Raw genomic sequence first — 14,474 nt, 5'->3', positions numbered from 1 at the left:
CTTATCTCTTTTAAATTGGCTCAATCAAAATTCGGGATTTTTAAAACTGCACCTGTATTCGCCGATGTTACCATCTGTGCATAACGTCCAAGCCAGCCAGTTTTCACTTTCGCTTCTGGTCGTTTCCATTCTTTTTTACGCTTATCTAATTCTTCGTCACTAACTCTTACTTCTAACAATCTTTCCTCAACATCAATACAAACGATATCTCCTTGTTCAAGAAGTGCAATCGTTCCACCCGCAGCTGCTTCTGGCGAAATATGCCCTACTGAAATACCACGTGAAGCACCAGAAAAACGACCATCTGTTAATAGTGCAACATCTGCACCTAATCCCATACCAGCAATCGCTGACGTTGGTGCTAACATTTCTGGCATACCAGGGCCGCCTCTTGGTCCTTCATAGCGAATAACAACTACATCCCCTTTCTTAACCTTACCAAGCATAATGCCCGCAAGCGCCTCATCTTGTGAATTAAAAATAACGCAAGGTCCTTCAAATCGTTTTACTTCAGTTGCCCCGCTTTTAATAACTGCCCCGTCTTTCGCAAGATTTCCTTTTAATATACGTAATCCCCCTTCTTCACTATGAGGGTTTTCGAGAGAATGAATCACTTCCTTATCTTTAATCTCTGCATGAGCAATATTTTCTCTTAACGTTTGCCCAGTAGCGGTAATACGATCTAAATGAAGTACCCCTTCTTTTCGGCTCATCTCTTTCAAAATTGCACTAATCCCGCCTGCACGATCAATATCTTCCATATGCCAATTGGAAGCAGGACTTACTTTACATAAATGTGGTACACGTCTTGAAACGGCATCAATGCGGTTCATATCGTAATCTAAACCCGCTTCTTGTGCGAGAGCTAATGTGTGCAATACTGTATTCGTAGAACCCCCCATGGCCATATCAAGCGCGAACGCATCATCAATGGCTTCTTCCGTTACAATGTCTCTTGGTTTAATATCTCTTTCAATTAAAACCTTTAATTTTTCTGCTGCTTGTTTAATTAATTCTTCGCGTCTTGGATCGATGGCTAAAATACTTCCATTACCAGGAAGAGCTAAACCTAACACTTCACATAAACAGTTCATAGAATTCGCTGTAAACATACCGGAACAAGAACCACAAGATGGACAGCCATGATCTTCAATATCCTTTAATTCTTCTTCTGAAATTTTCCCAGATTGATAGGCTCCTACTCCTTCAAAAACAGAACTTAAATCGACAACTTCTCCTTTAGATGTTTTTCCAGCCGCCATCGGGCCACCTGAAACAAACACAGTTGGAATGTTAATACGAAGTGCAGCCATCATCATACCAGGTGTAATTTTGTCACAGTTTGGAATACAAATCATGCCATCAAACCAATGTGCATTTACAACCGTTTCTACTGAATCTGCAATGATTTCGCGACTCGGAAGCGAGTAACGCATACCGATATGCCCCATCGCAATACCGTCATCTACTCCAATTGTATTAAATTCAAATGGAACCATACCTGCTGCACGCACTGCTTCTTTAACAAGTTTTCCAAACTCATTTAAGTGCTTATGACCTGGAATAATTTCAATAAAAGAATTACAGATAGCTATAAACGGTTTATCAAAATCTTCATCTTTCAAACCAGTTGCTTTTAATAAACTACGGTGCGGTGCTTTATCAAAACCTTTTTTAATCATGTCACTTCTCATCTTGTCAAATCCCCTCTTACGTATTTTCACTTACAATCACTTACTCTATTTCTTTACTAATTCTTTCGGTGCATGAATCCAGCTCATCATTTCACGAAGCTCTGCTCCTACTTTTTCTAACTGATGATTTTGTTCTGCTTTTTTCATCGCATTATACGTTGGACGTCCCGCTTGATTTTCTAAAATCCATTTCTTCGCGAATTCACCTTGCTGAATTTCTGTAAGTACTCGTTTCATTTCCTTCTTCGTTTCATCTGTAACAATTCTCGACCCTGTTACATAATCTCCGAACTCTGCCGTATCGGAAATAGAATGGCGCATGTTCGTTAAACCGCCTTCGTACATTAAATCAACAATTAACTTTAATTCATGTAAACATTCAAAGTATGCAATTTCAGGACGATACCCGCCTTCTGTTAATGTTTCAAAACCAGCTTTCACAAGTGCCGTTACCCCGCCGCAAAGTACAGCTTGCTCTCCGAATAAATCCGTCTCTGTTTCTTCTTGGAATGTCGTTTCAATTACGCCTGCACGTGTACACCCTACACCTTTTGCATACGCAAGTGCTACACTTAATGCCGTGCCTGTTGCATCTTGATGCACTGCGACTAATGCCGGAACACCATTTCCTTCTTGGAATACACGGCGAACGAGATGACCTGGACTTTTTGGTGCGACCATCGCTACATCTACGTAACTTGGCGGATTAATTTGTCCGAAGTGAATATTAAATCCATGTGAGAAAAGTAACATTTGTCCTTCACGAAGATTCTCTTCTACTTCTGCTTTATACACATGTGCTTGCTGTTCATCCGGCAATAACATTTGTACAACTTGCGCGGTTCGAACCGCTTCTGAAACAGACATTACTTCAAATCCATCTGCTTTTGCTACTTCATACGATTTACCAGATCTAACACCAACTACAACTTCTACACCTGAATCACGTAAATTTTGTGCCTGCGCATGCCCTTGAGATCCATAACCAATTACCGCCACTGTTTTCCCTTGTAATAACTCTAAATTTGCATCTTTCTCATAATACGTTTTCATATTCCATACACTCCTTATAATTTATTTACTTGCAGTACATCAATTAATTTTTTCAACTGACCAACAAGTAATGTCGCTTCATTTTCAGTACAAACTGCTGTGAGTTTCATTTCAGAAACGCCACTAGCATCTCTTTCGTTTAAATGTAAAGAAGAAATATAATAACCACGCCGAGCAAAAATCCCACTTATACGTAATAAAACGTTTGGCTCGTTATGAATAACGAGTGAAAAAGTATGACTCATTCTTCCCACCTCTTCATAATCATTTCGTTATTCCCTTTGTTTGGCGGAACCATCGGAAATACGTTTTCAGCTTCTTCTACACAAAAATCAACTACGACAGGACCTTCATGAGCAAATGCTTCTAACATCACTTGTTTCGCTTCTGTTGAATTTGTCGCTCTTAATCCCTTCACTCCATAAGCTTCTGCTACTTTCACAAAGTCTGGTGATCCAATTTTTGATTCCGATAAACGATTTTCATAAAACATTTCTTGCCATTGCCTTACCATCCCTAAAAATTTGTTATTTATAATAAACACTTTTACAGGGACGTTATTTTCAGCAATTGTTTGTAGCTCTTGAATGTTCATTTGAAAAGAAGCATCGCCTGCAATACAAATGACGAGTTCTTCTACTTTCGCAAGCTGAGCACCAATTGCCGCCGGGAACCCAAACCCCATCGTTCCTAGTCCGCCAGATGTGAGAAAAGTCCGTGGATTTTTCGCTTTATAAAAATGCGCAGCCCACATTTGATGCTGTCCTACTTCTGTCGTTACAATCGCTTCACCATTCGTTAATTCACTTACTAGACTAATAACATGCTGTGGTTTTAACTCCCTTTCTTTTTGGTTGTAGGAAATAGGGTATTCCTCTTTCCATCCCTCGATTTTCGTAAGCCATTCATCTGTCTGTGTATCAATCGGCATATGTAACAACATATGTAACGCATTTTTCACATCTCCAACAACCGGATATTCCACAGTTACATTTTTATGGAACTCCGAAGAATCTATATCAATATGTACCTTTTTTGAATGCGGAGAAAAGAGTTCTAATTTTCCTGTTACACGATCATCAAAGCGAACACCTAAAGCAAGTAGTAGATCACATTCTGTTACAGCCATATTTGCAGCGTACGTTCCATGCATACCGAGCATTCCTAAAAACAACGAATCTCCCGGCGGATATGCACCCAGTCCCATTAAAGTGGAAACGACAGGAATACGATGCTCCCTCGCAAATTTGATGAGTTCATCAGATCCACCCGAATGAATGACACCTCCTCCAATATAAAGAAGTGGGCGTTTTGCTTCTGAAATGGCTTTAGCTACCTCTTTCAGCTTCATACTGTCTGGCATAGGCTCTAATTTATATCCTGGAATCTCAATTACTTCATTATAAAAACTTGTTACATTTTCATTTTGAACATCTTTTGGAATATCAATTAATACTGGTCCCGGCCGCCCACTTTCGGCGATGTAAAAAGCTTCTTGTACAATGCGTGACAAATGATTTACATCACGAACTTGATAATTATGCTTCGTAACAGGTACTGTAATCCCGACAACATCTGCTTCTTGAAATCCGTCTTTTCCGATGAAAGGTTTTGCAACTTGCCCTGTAATGACAACTAAAGGAATCGAATCCATATAAGCATCTGCTAAACCCGTAACTAAATTTGTCGCCCCTGGGCCAGAGGTAGCAAAGACTACCCCGACCTTTCCAGAAGCTCTCGCATATCCTTCTGCCGCATGAATGGCAGCTTGTTCATGACGAGTTAAAACGTGCTTCAATCTACTTCCGTATAACGCATCGTATACTGGCAAAATCGCTCCGCCTGGATAACCAAAAACAGTCGTTACACCTAGTTTTTTCAAACATTGAATAACGTGTCCGGCACCTGTCACTTCTTCACACTGTAATTTCTCACGTGTTGTATACTGCTCCATTTCAATTAACTCCTCTCCCTACCTACATTAAGCTTTCCGCCAATCCTGGAACACGTACTCCTCTTTCTCTCGTTAACTTTTTAAATTCCTCTGTTAATTGTTTCGTTACACTTCCTGGTTTCCCATCTCCAATTTCTCTTGAATCAACTTTTACAACTGGAATTAATTCTGCTGCCGTTCCTGTTAAAAACACTTCATCTGCTACATATACGTCATGGCGAGTAAAGGGTCTTTCCTCGCACGGAATATGAAGTCGCTCACATAGCTCAATAACACTATTTCTCGTAATACCTTCTAACGCTCCTAAATACGAAGGAGGTGTTAACACCTTTCCATCTTTCACAACGAAAACATTATCTCCAGATCCTTCACAAACATATCCTTGTTGATTTAACATAAGTGCCTCTAGCACTCCTGCTTGCGCCGCTTCAATTTTTACAAGTACGTTATTTAAGTAGTTCATTGACTTAATGCGTGGGTCCAATGCATCTGGCGTGTTGCGTCTTGATGCAACAGATACAACGCTTAATCCATTATCGTAAAATTCCTGAGGGAATAACTTTAATTGTTCTGCAATGATAATAACGCTCGGTTTCACACAACTTCTAGGATCGAGCCCTAAATCACCTTTTCCTCTTGAGACAATTAACCGAATGTAGGCGTCCGCATACTCATTTTTTTGCAACGTTTGTAAAACCGCTTCTTCCATTTCTTCAACCGTCAATGGGATTGTAAGTAAAATAGATTTTGCCGATTCATATAATCGTTTTACATGTTCTTTTAAACAAAATACATTTCCACCGTAACTACGAATTCCTTCAAATACACCGTCTCCGTATAAAAAACCGTGATCATATACTGAAACAACTGCCTTTTCCTTTTCTACAAATTCCCCATTCATATAAATGTACTGATTTCCCATCTCACATCGCTCCTCTTTTTTTCTCTCTATTTTTGCAATCTATTTCTATATCGATTGCTGAGATGAGTATTTTAACAGAATATTCAGTATATAAACATTAAAAATATACTCGTCTCAACAATCGATTACTTACATACTTGTAGCAATCCATTGCTGAGACGAGGGAATCGCGGTACCACTCAGCTTCCTTACACTTCTCACGAAATATAAGCTCTGCAAGTCCAATTAGACTTTTGTTTTTCTATCGGAAACAACTCCGCTACTTTTTACTAGTTTCAAAGGTAGTGCTCCGAGGTGATCTTCAATGATTAAATTGTTACCACCTTCACAGCTTCTAGGCGGCTCTCTGAAACAATTTTTATCATTTACTCTCCTCTTCTACGCATTCTCTTATTCGATATTTTAAAATAAAAACTCTCGCCTCAGCAATCAACTACTACAATTTAGTAGCTTTGATTGCTGAGGCGAGAGTTTCGCGGTACCACTCAGCTTCCTTATACTTCTCGCGAAATATAAGCTTTGTAGGTCCAATTAGACCCCCGTCCTTTTACCGGAGACGATGCCGTCGCCCTCTACTCAGTTTCCCTTTCGCAAGCGATGCTCCGAGGTGATCTTCAATGATTCGATTGTTACTACTCTCACAGCCTAGGAGCAGCTCTCTGAAACGATCATAACCATCTACTTTCCTCTTCTTTGCATATGCAACATATAAAGTAAGAAAATTCTTAATTCGCTTTTATTTGTTAAACGTATTATAGGACGTTGTTCTTTTCATTGTCAACATGTTTTTCTAAAAAAAAAAATAAAATTCAATCAATTCAAGAGAAGTCTATTTATTTTTTCTCAAAACAAAATCGGAATGAACTTCTTACACATGCTCATATATTACTTAAGTATGTTCGCATTACTACATAAAGAAAAATAACTTAATAACATATAAAATTTTATGAGGAGATGAGAAAACTATGTTAAAAGGAAAAGTGGCATTAGTTACAGGAGCAAGCCGAGGAATTGGACGTGCTATTGCAAAACGTTTAGCAAACGACGGTGCCTTAGTTGCTATTCATTACGGAAATCGAAAAGAAGATGCTGAAGAAACTGTGTATGAAATTCAATCAAATGGCGGATCAGCTTTTTCTATCGGTGCAAATCTTGAATCTTTACATGGTGTAGAGACCCTTTATAGTTCTTTAGATAACGAATTACAAAAAAGAACTGGTGATACTAAATTTGATATTTTAATAAACAACGCTGGAATTGGTCCTGGGGCTTTTATTGAAGAAACGACTGAACAATTTTTTGATAGAATGGTTTCAGTAAATGCTAAAGCACCATTTTTTATCATCCAACAAGCCCTATCTCGTTTACGTGACAATAGCCGAATTATTAATATTTCATCCGCTGCCACTCGTATTTCTTTACCTGATTTCGTTGCCTATAGTATGACGAAAGGCGCTATTAATACAATGACTTTCACATTAGCAAAACAGCTCGGATCACGGGGAATAACAGTGAATGCAATACTTCCTGGATTTATTAAAACAGATATGAATGCAGAACTCTTGAGCGATCCAATGATGAGACAGTACGCCACTACTATTTCCGCTTTTAATCGCTTAGGTGAAGTAGAAGATATTGCCGATACTGCGGCATTTCTCGCTTCTCCAGACAGCCGCTGGGTTACTGGACAATTAATTGATGTTAGCGGAGGATCTTGCTTGTAATTTCTTAATCTACTTACGCAAAAAAGCCAGCATTTTTGCTGGCCTTTTTCACTGTGTAAAACGATATCCTACTCCCCAAATTGTTTCGATGTATGATTTATCGAATGGATCGAGTTCAATTTTTTGACGAATATTTTTCACATGTACAGCAACCGTTGCTGCATCACCAATTACATCCATCCCCCATACAGTTTCAAAGAGACGATCTTTACTAAATACTTGATTTGGATGTTCTGCCATACAAGTTAATAAATCAAATTCTTTTCCTGTTAACATGACCTCAGCTCCATTTACAAATACACGCCTCGCTGATTTATCAATAAGCAATCCTCGAATACGAATTTCATCTTTTATTTGTTCTCGTTTTCCTGTTAAACGATCATAACGAGCTAGATGAGCATTTACACGTGCCACCATTTCACTCGGACTAAACGGTTTTATAATATAATCATCTGCTCCAAAACCTAACCCTTTAATTTTATCGATTTCCTCTTGTTTTGCGGATACCATAAGTATTGGTATGTCCTTTTTCAATCGAACTTGTTTACAAATCTCATATCCATCTATTCCCGGTAACATTATGTCTAAAATTAACAAGTCATAATCCTCCAGAAGAACTCTTTGTAAACCTTTTTCGCCAGAGTAATCAATATCTACTGTATACCCAGCAACCTCTAAATAATCCTTTTCTAACTCTGCTATAATTGCTTCATCTTCAATAATTAAAATTCTTTTCAAGATGCTCTCCTTTTTCTAATTGATTTTTTGTAATGTAAATGCCAGCGTCGTTCCTTTACCTTTTTTGCTTTCTACCCAAATATCACCACCATGTTGTGTGATAATCTGATGTGCGATTGACAAACCAAGTCCGCTTCCACCTGTTTTAGAATTTCTAGAATGATCTGCACGATAAAACCTTTCAAATATATGAGGTAACGCCTTCTCTTCTATTCCCATCCCATTATCTTTTATGTAAATCGTTACATAATCAATAGATTCAGTCATACGAATTCCTATATAGCCCTCTTCTTTATCCATATACTTCACACTATTCCAAATGATATTTGTAATAACGCGTCGTAATTTTTCACGATCACCTTTTACCAAAATAGAAGTATCCTTTTGAGCATCCCATCTCACTGCAATTCCCTTATCTTGTAATTCAAGCTGTAGTTCTTCTATACAATCAGATAAGTATTGATTAATTTCAACCTCTTCAAATTGAAACGGTTCCTCTTTTAAATCAAGTTTTGAAAAGAGAAAAAGCTCGTCAATTAATTGATCCATATCAAACACTTTATGATAAATAATCGTTAAATATTTATCTAATTGTTCTGGAGTTCGAGCGATACCCTCTTTAATTCCTTGTACATAACCTTTAATAGCCGTAATTGGCGTCCGTAAATCATGAGAAATATTTGAAAGTAACTCTTTACGATTTTTTTCATATTGCATTTGCAACTCGACTGATTCCTTCAACCTGCCGCGCATCTCTTCAAACGATAAACTTAATTCACCTATTTCATCTTTCGCAAGTGGCTTTACTTGAAATTCTAAATCACCCTTTTGAATTCTTTCCGTTGCCTGCTTTAATGAATGCAATGGTTTAATAATACTCCGTGATATAAAATATGTTAATATTCCATTCGTAATAATTAACCCCATTATTAAAGAGAATACGAAATACGGGAAAAATTCTCTAATCATTTCTTCTAAAGGGTTTACATACTCAAATACAAAAATACTAACCTTATCCTTCTCTGCATCGTAGTAATCAAATTGCTTATAGTAAAAAGAATTACCCTCTATTTTCACAGCCATTCCTTTTCTTTGTCCTTCCGTTTCAAATGCGGGTAGGTATTTATTAAACGAAGAAATTTTAAAATATGGGGATGAATATGTAAGCTCATCATTTTTTCGAATTAGTAATCCTGCTTGATTATCGTTTAATTCTTCATCAGTTTCCTTTAAAAAATTTATATCCTCCAATTTATCTGGAGCATACGATGAAAGAATTTTCAACCTACTAAAAATATCATCTTCATCTTCTTTTGTACGAATATCACCCTCCTGCTCTTTATCAATGAGAGAATGACTATTTTGATTAAGACCAATGATTGCTTTTGCAATACGAATATCACCAAATAAAGTAACACTAATTAACATAACTGCTATACCGCAAAAAACGATTGGAATAATTACCATCGCAACATACGACAACAGCAATCTAATACGGATTGACATTACAGAACTCCTATGAATATTATAATTTTAGCTTGTTACAGAATTCATCGGAAACGAAACTTGACTCATCCAAATACCAGCTAATAATACGAGTATAGCTAGAACAATTTCTAAGAGCAATAAACGGCGATTAACTGTTCCGATATCGTTACCCCATGTTTTCGTTTGTCTCCATGCTACAATTGTAATTATACATACAGTAAGAATCTTTATATTTAAAAGGTTCGTCCATATTGAATTGAAATTAAAAAGTACCCAATTCCTTGTCTGTAAAAACACAATTAATTCCCCAGAAAGAAATGCTAGAACAAATGAAATACTAGCAATAATACTAAAATGTTTACGGAAACGCTTTTGATCAAATGTAATTTTGTATAATGTTGTCCACGCTATAACAAGAGCTAAATAAATAAGTGCTCCTAGCCACACTGCAATACTCATAACATGGACCATTCTAATTATAACTGCTGCCCAATTTGGATTAGTAATCCATACATGACCTGTGAAAGAAAAACTCACAACAAGAAATCCCCAAACTAGCGCATACCATTCGTTCCCCATACGCTGCAAAGACATAAGAACTAATAATAGCAGTTGAATCATAATAATAACTGAAAATGGCGAATGAATAAGTAAACTTCCTTTCGGAATAATTGACTTATATACTATTAATTCGGCTATTAATCCTACTACAAGTATAGAGAAGAAAATCTTTTTCATATTCTTCATTCTTTGCAATATGGAAGGTAATCTATAACATTTTACAAACATATCGAGCCACTTTACTCCGGCTCCAATTAAAATCATTCCCTCTACAATATAGCGTAGTGTTACTATCATAACATCTGAAAATACTGAGCCACTCCCACTCGCATTCCCCTCTACCACTACATTAGTTTGTACTTCTTCTCCAATTGAAAAGGGGTATCCACCCTCACTCGGATGTCCGTCTGCAGAAATCATAGACCACCTTACTGTGTAAGTACCATTATTTAAGTTTGGTAATTTCACTTTTATTTTTGTTGGATTATCTAATATTTCAACCTTTGATACTTGCACTCTCCTTTCACTTTGATCTAGCAGTTCAATATTGACTACATTTCCTGTAACTGGTTCACTAAATTCAAGAATAATCTGTTCCGGTTGTACTGTAAGAACCTCCCCCTCTTTAGGGATGGTTCCTACAACACTTGTATGAGCAAATACACTACTATGAGAAAATAAAAATATACTTACACTTGTTACAATAAATACTATCATTCTATAAAGCATGAAAACCTCCGTATTATTATTCTGGATGATTACCTGAGTGATCTCCGGTAGAAAATGGAGTAGTTACCCCCTCATAATTCATCATCGTATGCATTCCTTTTTCCGCATGAACGAGATGATGACAATGAACCATCCATAGTCCACTATTATTTGCCTCTAAAGCAATTTCATATTCTTCTCCCGGAAAAACATTAACTGTATCTAAGTAAATTGGACTTCCCTCCATTGGTTTACCATTTTTAGAAATAACCTGGAATGTATGTCCATGCAAATGCATTGGATGAATTTCTTCTCCCTTATTTTTAAAGCGAATCTTAACTTTATCTCCTTTCTCTACTTTAATGGGCGGAATATCAGGTGATGTCTTTCCATTAATCGTATACACCCATTTTTCTTGTCCATTTACATCTTTCACGCCTTCTGCCAAATCCATATCATAGACCTTTGTAAACTTTGAATCTATCGTAAACTTGCCAACTTCTTTTTCTCCATATTTCGTAAAGTCAAACCATGGATAACTCTTTATATCAATAGGTTTTTTCGGCAAAGAACCGTTCCCAATAGTCGTCGTTAACATTCGATTTATTTTCTTAGAGGGATCCACATTAATAAGTTTTACACTCATTGTTTCCGGCATTTTAAAAACAAGGTCATAACGTTGTGCAGCTCCCATCGGAAGAATTGCTTTATCTAGCTCGTCCCCACCTTTTATATCACGACCATCTAATGCGATAATTTGAAATGGCGCCCCAACTAAAGTCATTAAATGCGTATTATTCCCAGCATTAATTAAGCGAAGGCGTACTATTTCACCTGGTTTTGCATCTAATTGTAGCCCCTCACTTGTATCATTTAATGTAAATACATCGTAATCATCTCCATCAGGTAAATCTTTAAGTTGATCATTGCTTGGTATCATAAGCGGACCTTCTAAAGTTTGCGCCTTTTCATTTCGAATATAATTGCTAGGATAGCTATCCCAATCTTTATCTTGTTCGCCATTATGCTTACCGGTTTTTATGACTCCTGTTTTCCATTCATGGATCGCCACTGTATAATCCTTTTCATATTTTATAGCTGATTTATTCGGTTCTATAACAATAGTTCCAAATAGTCCCCGCTCTGTTTGTATCGCACTTTTTTGATGTGAATGATACCAATATGTCCCTACCTGATCAGCATTAAATGCGTATGTATATGTTTCCCCTGGTTTTATAGCATTTTGCGTAACACCTGGAACACCATCCACCGCCGCCGGGACATCTAATCCGTGCCAATGGATTGTAACTGGTTCTAGCAATTCATTTTTCAAATTTACAACAACACGTTCTCCTTGTTTAACTCGAATTTGAGTACCCGGTGATGTTCCATCAAAGGTCCATGCATTTACCTTTTTCCCATTTCCTAAATCTAAACTTGCTATTTTCGCCTTAATATTAAAAGTTTTTGTAACTCTGTCTTTGGCATCTGAATTAGCAAGCGATGTAATTGATTCTGAAGTAGATGTGGCATCCTTTAACTTCTTTTTTTCATTTGAACCTGGGTAATTATTAATTAAAAAATATCCGAAAATAACTAACCCTAATAGTAAACATGCTGCAATCAATATATTTCTTAAATCGCTTTGTATAAATTCCTTTTTCATATTAGTCTCTCTTTCATTTTTTGTTGTAAACTATTAAATTTCATACGTGGATTCATTGGTCTTCACCTCACATATTCACTTCGCTTTACATACTAACACTCAGAAAAAAAGAAACTTTGAAGGAATTTTAAAGACTTTATAAAGAAATATATTTCAATTTTCCTTTACTTCTAAATCTTTTTTATTGCGCAAAAAAACTTTTTGTATAATACTATATAAAACATATATATTTAGGAGGATTACAGCAATGTCCGAAAAAACATACGAACTCGCAACCTTTGCAGGCGGTTGCTTTTGGTGCATGGTAAAGCCATTTGATGAACTTCCTGGTATTCATAAAGTACTTTCTGGCTATGCAGGTGGTCATGTAGAAAAACCAACATATGAACAAGTAAAAGCTGGTACATCTGGTCATTTAGAAGTTGTACAAATAACATTCGATCCTTCTATTTTTCCATATGAAAAATTACTAGATTTATATTGGCCACAAATCGATCCAACTGATGATGGCGGACAATTCTTTGACCGTGGCCCCTCTTATCGCACTGCTATTTTTTATCATAATGAAACGCAAAAAGAGCTTGCTGAAAAATCAAAACAAGCTCTTGCAGAAAGCGGTATGTTTAAAGAGCCAATCGTAACTGAAATTCGCCTGGCTGCACCTTTTTATGAGGCTGAAGAACACCATCAACATTTCTATAAAAAGAATCCAGAGAAATATGCTACTGAGCAAAAGGAATCTGGTCGTGAAGATTTTATAAAAGAAAATTGGCAAAAAAAATAATAAAAACGGATCGTGCTTTTTAGTACGATGCGTTTTTATTTTTGATAAAAGTACCATACAATGATAAAAACAACAGCTGTTAATGCCCAAAGTACTATCTCGTTTTTAGTTTTATTCTTTTTATTAGTCATTTTATTTTCTCCTTATAGCTATTTAACATATTCAAGATTTCCTCTGTTTCATTGTCCACCTTATATACGTGAATACATCCTTACAAATTCTTATAACAAGACCACCAACGATTCCGATTGCAATTGAAATTACTAACATCTGTACAAAACTAAGAGTAGTTGTGTATGTTATGTAGATAACAATACATATAAGTAAAACATCCGGTAAAGAAAGTAAAAACTTTTTAAGCATTTCTTCAGCTCTCCTATGTCTTATTTATAAATTATATCTCTCAAAAAGGAAATCTATTACCATTCTCAAAATAAAAAACCTCCAGTTTAAGCACTAGAGGTCTTCCATTTTATTTCTTTAATCTCTCAATAAAATCATGTAATTTATCAAGTGATTTCATATTCTGATTACAAGCTACACCATCTTTGCAAATATAGTTTCCTTTTTTCACGAAGGTTCCTTGTACATCACCTTTAATTTCAACTAAAAACATTCCTACTTCTTCATGTCCATGACATAATGAACAAATGCTTTTTTTATTTAAGCTTTGGAACGTTCCTTGCAGACCAACAAACTTATTTTCATCATTTTTTGCTATTATAAATTTCCTGCTTGATCCTTTATCAATCCAGCTTAAATAAGATAATTCTTTCATATCCAGTTCTTCCATATCAGGAAGTTTTAATTTTTTTGCTTTAGGAAATAATTTTTTTAATGTTTGCGCTGTAACTTCCTGAAACGGAATGACATACGGATTTATTTTCGTTAAAAATGATTCTGCATCTTCTCTATTTTGAACTGTTAATACGGTATCAATTAACTCTTTCTGTTCATCCGTTAAATTCTCAAATACATGTATTATTTTTTCAATCGCTAATGATTTTAACGCTTGAATGACACCTCTATCATTTGCCGTTGCGTGCCCATTTGCTAAAATATAAGCTTGTGATTTTATAAAATTATATTGATCACTTCTAATAAAAGCTTCCATCTTTATCACTCCATACAAATTGTTGATCTAGTTTTATTGTATACAATGATTCAGCTTTTTGATATGTA

Annotated in this window: 13 protein-coding genes and 2 other annotated features; of the genes, 2 read left to right on the top strand and 11 right to left on the bottom strand. The window is 36.1% G+C overall.

What is annotated here, in order from left to right:
• Positions 1–20 precede the first annotated feature (20 nt).
• From ilvD to ilvE, 5 genes are read right to left on the bottom strand one after another with little or no spacing between them, the layout of a single operon-like run.
• Positions 21–1,694 (bottom strand): dihydroxy-acid dehydratase, encoded by a 1,674-nt coding sequence (ilvD, locus tag VF726_RS03450; RefSeq protein ID WP_440165857.1) that lies wholly within the window; start codon positions 1,692–1,694, stop codon positions 21–23.
• Positions 1,695–1,739: 45 nt separating this feature from the next.
• On the bottom strand, positions 1,740–2,747 hold the full coding sequence (gene ilvC, locus VF726_RS03445; protein ID WP_440165855.1) for a ketol-acid reductoisomerase: 1,008 nt from the start codon (positions 2,745–2,747) through the stop codon (positions 1,740–1,742).
• Between the two features lie 14 nt (positions 2,748–2,761).
• Positions 2,762–2,992, bottom strand: coding sequence for an ACT domain-containing protein (locus VF726_RS03440; RefSeq protein WP_440165853.1), 231 nt, complete (start codon positions 2,990–2,992; stop codon positions 2,762–2,764).
• Positions 2,989–4,701: an acetolactate synthase large subunit gene (gene ilvB / locus VF726_RS03435; protein ID WP_440165851.1), complete on the bottom strand. Its 1,713-nt coding sequence runs from the start codon at positions 4,699–4,701 to the stop codon at positions 2,989–2,991. Before ilvB ends, VF726_RS03440 begins: the two co-directional genes overlap by 4 nt.
• A gap of 22 nt (positions 4,702–4,723) precedes the next feature.
• Entirely contained in the window at positions 4,724–5,623 is a 900-nt protein-coding gene (gene ilvE / locus VF726_RS03430) for a branched-chain-amino-acid transaminase (protein ID WP_000528138.1), read from the bottom strand.
• 151 nt (positions 5,624–5,774) lie between these two features.
• Positions 5,775–6,013: a binding site (T-box leader), on the bottom strand.
• 67 nt (positions 6,014–6,080) lie between these two features.
• Positions 6,081–6,326: a binding site (T-box leader), on the bottom strand.
• A 262-nt stretch (positions 6,327–6,588) separates the two neighbouring features.
• Here ilvE and VF726_RS03425 point away from each other — a divergent pair.
• On the top strand, positions 6,589–7,347 hold the full coding sequence (locus VF726_RS03425; RefSeq protein WP_098520277.1) for an SDR family oxidoreductase: 759 nt from the start codon (positions 6,589–6,591) through the stop codon (positions 7,345–7,347).
• A gap of 48 nt (positions 7,348–7,395) precedes the next feature.
• Here the strand turns inward: VF726_RS03425 and VF726_RS03420 are convergent, their stop codons facing one another.
• Genes VF726_RS03420 through VF726_RS03405 form a run of 4 tightly spaced genes read right to left on the bottom strand, consistent with a single transcriptional unit; the run spans position 7,396 to position 12,508 of the window.
• Positions 7,396–8,085, bottom strand: coding sequence for a response regulator transcription factor (locus tag VF726_RS03420; protein ID WP_440165847.1), 690 nt, complete (start codon positions 8,083–8,085; stop codon positions 7,396–7,398).
• Between the two features lie 15 nt (positions 8,086–8,100).
• Positions 8,101–9,591 (bottom strand): ATP-binding protein, encoded by a 1,491-nt coding sequence (locus tag VF726_RS03415; protein WP_440165845.1) that lies wholly within the window; start codon positions 9,589–9,591, stop codon positions 8,101–8,103.
• A 27-nt stretch (positions 9,592–9,618) separates the two neighbouring features.
• Positions 9,619–10,863: a copper resistance CopC/CopD family protein gene (locus tag VF726_RS03410; RefSeq protein ID WP_440165843.1), complete on the bottom strand. Its 1,245-nt coding sequence runs from the start codon at positions 10,861–10,863 to the stop codon at positions 9,619–9,621.
• A 16-nt stretch (positions 10,864–10,879) separates the two neighbouring features.
• A complete protein-coding gene (locus tag VF726_RS03405; RefSeq protein ID WP_440165841.1) occupies positions 10,880–12,508 on the bottom strand; it encodes a multicopper oxidase family protein in 1,629 nt (542 codons plus the stop codon).
• Between the two features lie 247 nt (positions 12,509–12,755).
• Here VF726_RS03405 and msrA point away from each other — a divergent pair, with 247 nt between their 5' ends.
• Positions 12,756–13,292 (top strand): peptide-methionine (S)-S-oxide reductase MsrA, encoded by a 537-nt coding sequence (gene msrA, locus VF726_RS03400; protein WP_440165839.1) that lies wholly within the window; start codon positions 12,756–12,758, stop codon positions 13,290–13,292.
• A gap of 162 nt (positions 13,293–13,454) precedes the next feature.
• Here msrA and VF726_RS03395 read toward each other — a convergent pair whose 3' ends face one another.
• Both VF726_RS03395 and VF726_RS03390 read right to left on the bottom strand, forming a co-directional pair.
• On the bottom strand, positions 13,455–13,655 hold the full coding sequence (locus VF726_RS03395; RefSeq protein ID WP_440165837.1) for a hypothetical protein: 201 nt from the start codon (positions 13,653–13,655) through the stop codon (positions 13,455–13,457).
• A gap of 109 nt (positions 13,656–13,764) precedes the next feature.
• The gene (locus tag VF726_RS03390; protein ID WP_440165836.1) at positions 13,765–14,406 is read right to left on the bottom strand and encodes a FusB/FusC family EF-G-binding protein; all 642 of its coding nucleotides are present in this window, start codon (positions 14,404–14,406) and stop codon (positions 13,765–13,767) included.
• Positions 14,407–14,474: the final 68 nt, after the last annotated feature.

Origin of the sequence: Bacillus sp. Brlt_9, from assembly GCF_051948935.1 — a bacterium.
Taxonomy (GTDB): domain Bacteria; phylum Bacillota; class Bacilli; order Bacillales; family Bacillaceae_G; genus Bacillus_A.
This window is presented reverse-complemented; position numbering and strand designations above follow the sequence as displayed.

Excerpts from the sequence above, each read along its gene's own strand:
- ilvD (WP_440165857.1), bottom strand. The coding sequence starts at position 1,694 with ATGAGAAGTGACATGATTAAAAAAGGTTTTGATAAAGCACCGCACCGT.
- ilvC (WP_440165855.1), bottom strand. The coding sequence starts at position 2,747 with ATGAAAACGTATTATGAGAAAGATGCAAATTTAGAGTTATTACAAGGG.
- VF726_RS03440 (WP_440165853.1), bottom strand. The coding sequence starts at position 2,992 with ATGAGTCATACTTTTTCACTCGTTATTCATAACGAGCCAAACGTTTTA.
- ilvB (WP_440165851.1), bottom strand. The coding sequence starts at position 4,701 with ATGGAGCAGTATACAACACGTGAGAAATTACAGTGTGAAGAAGTGACA.
- ilvE (WP_000528138.1), bottom strand. The coding sequence starts at position 5,623 with ATGGGAAATCAGTACATTTATATGAATGGGGAATTTGTAGAAAAGGAA.
- VF726_RS03425 (WP_098520277.1), top strand. The coding sequence starts at position 6,589 with ATGTTAAAAGGAAAAGTGGCATTAGTTACAGGAGCAAGCCGAGGAATT.
- VF726_RS03415 (WP_440165845.1), bottom strand. The coding sequence starts at position 9,591 with ATGTCAATCCGTATTAGATTGCTGTTGTCGTATGTTGCGATGGTAATT.
- VF726_RS03410 (WP_440165843.1), bottom strand. The coding sequence starts at position 10,863 with ATGCTTTATAGAATGATAGTATTTATTGTAACAAGTGTAAGTATATTT.
- VF726_RS03405 (WP_440165841.1), bottom strand. The coding sequence starts at position 12,508 with ATGAAAAAGGAATTTATACAAAGCGATTTAAGAAATATATTGATTGCA.
- msrA (WP_440165839.1), top strand. The coding sequence starts at position 12,756 with ATGTCCGAAAAAACATACGAACTCGCAACCTTTGCAGGCGGTTGCTTT.
- VF726_RS03395 (WP_440165837.1), bottom strand. The coding sequence starts at position 13,655 with ATGCTTAAAAAGTTTTTACTTTCTTTACCGGATGTTTTACTTATATGT.
- VF726_RS03390 (WP_440165836.1), bottom strand. The coding sequence starts at position 14,406 with ATGGAAGCTTTTATTAGAAGTGATCAATATAATTTTATAAAATCACAA.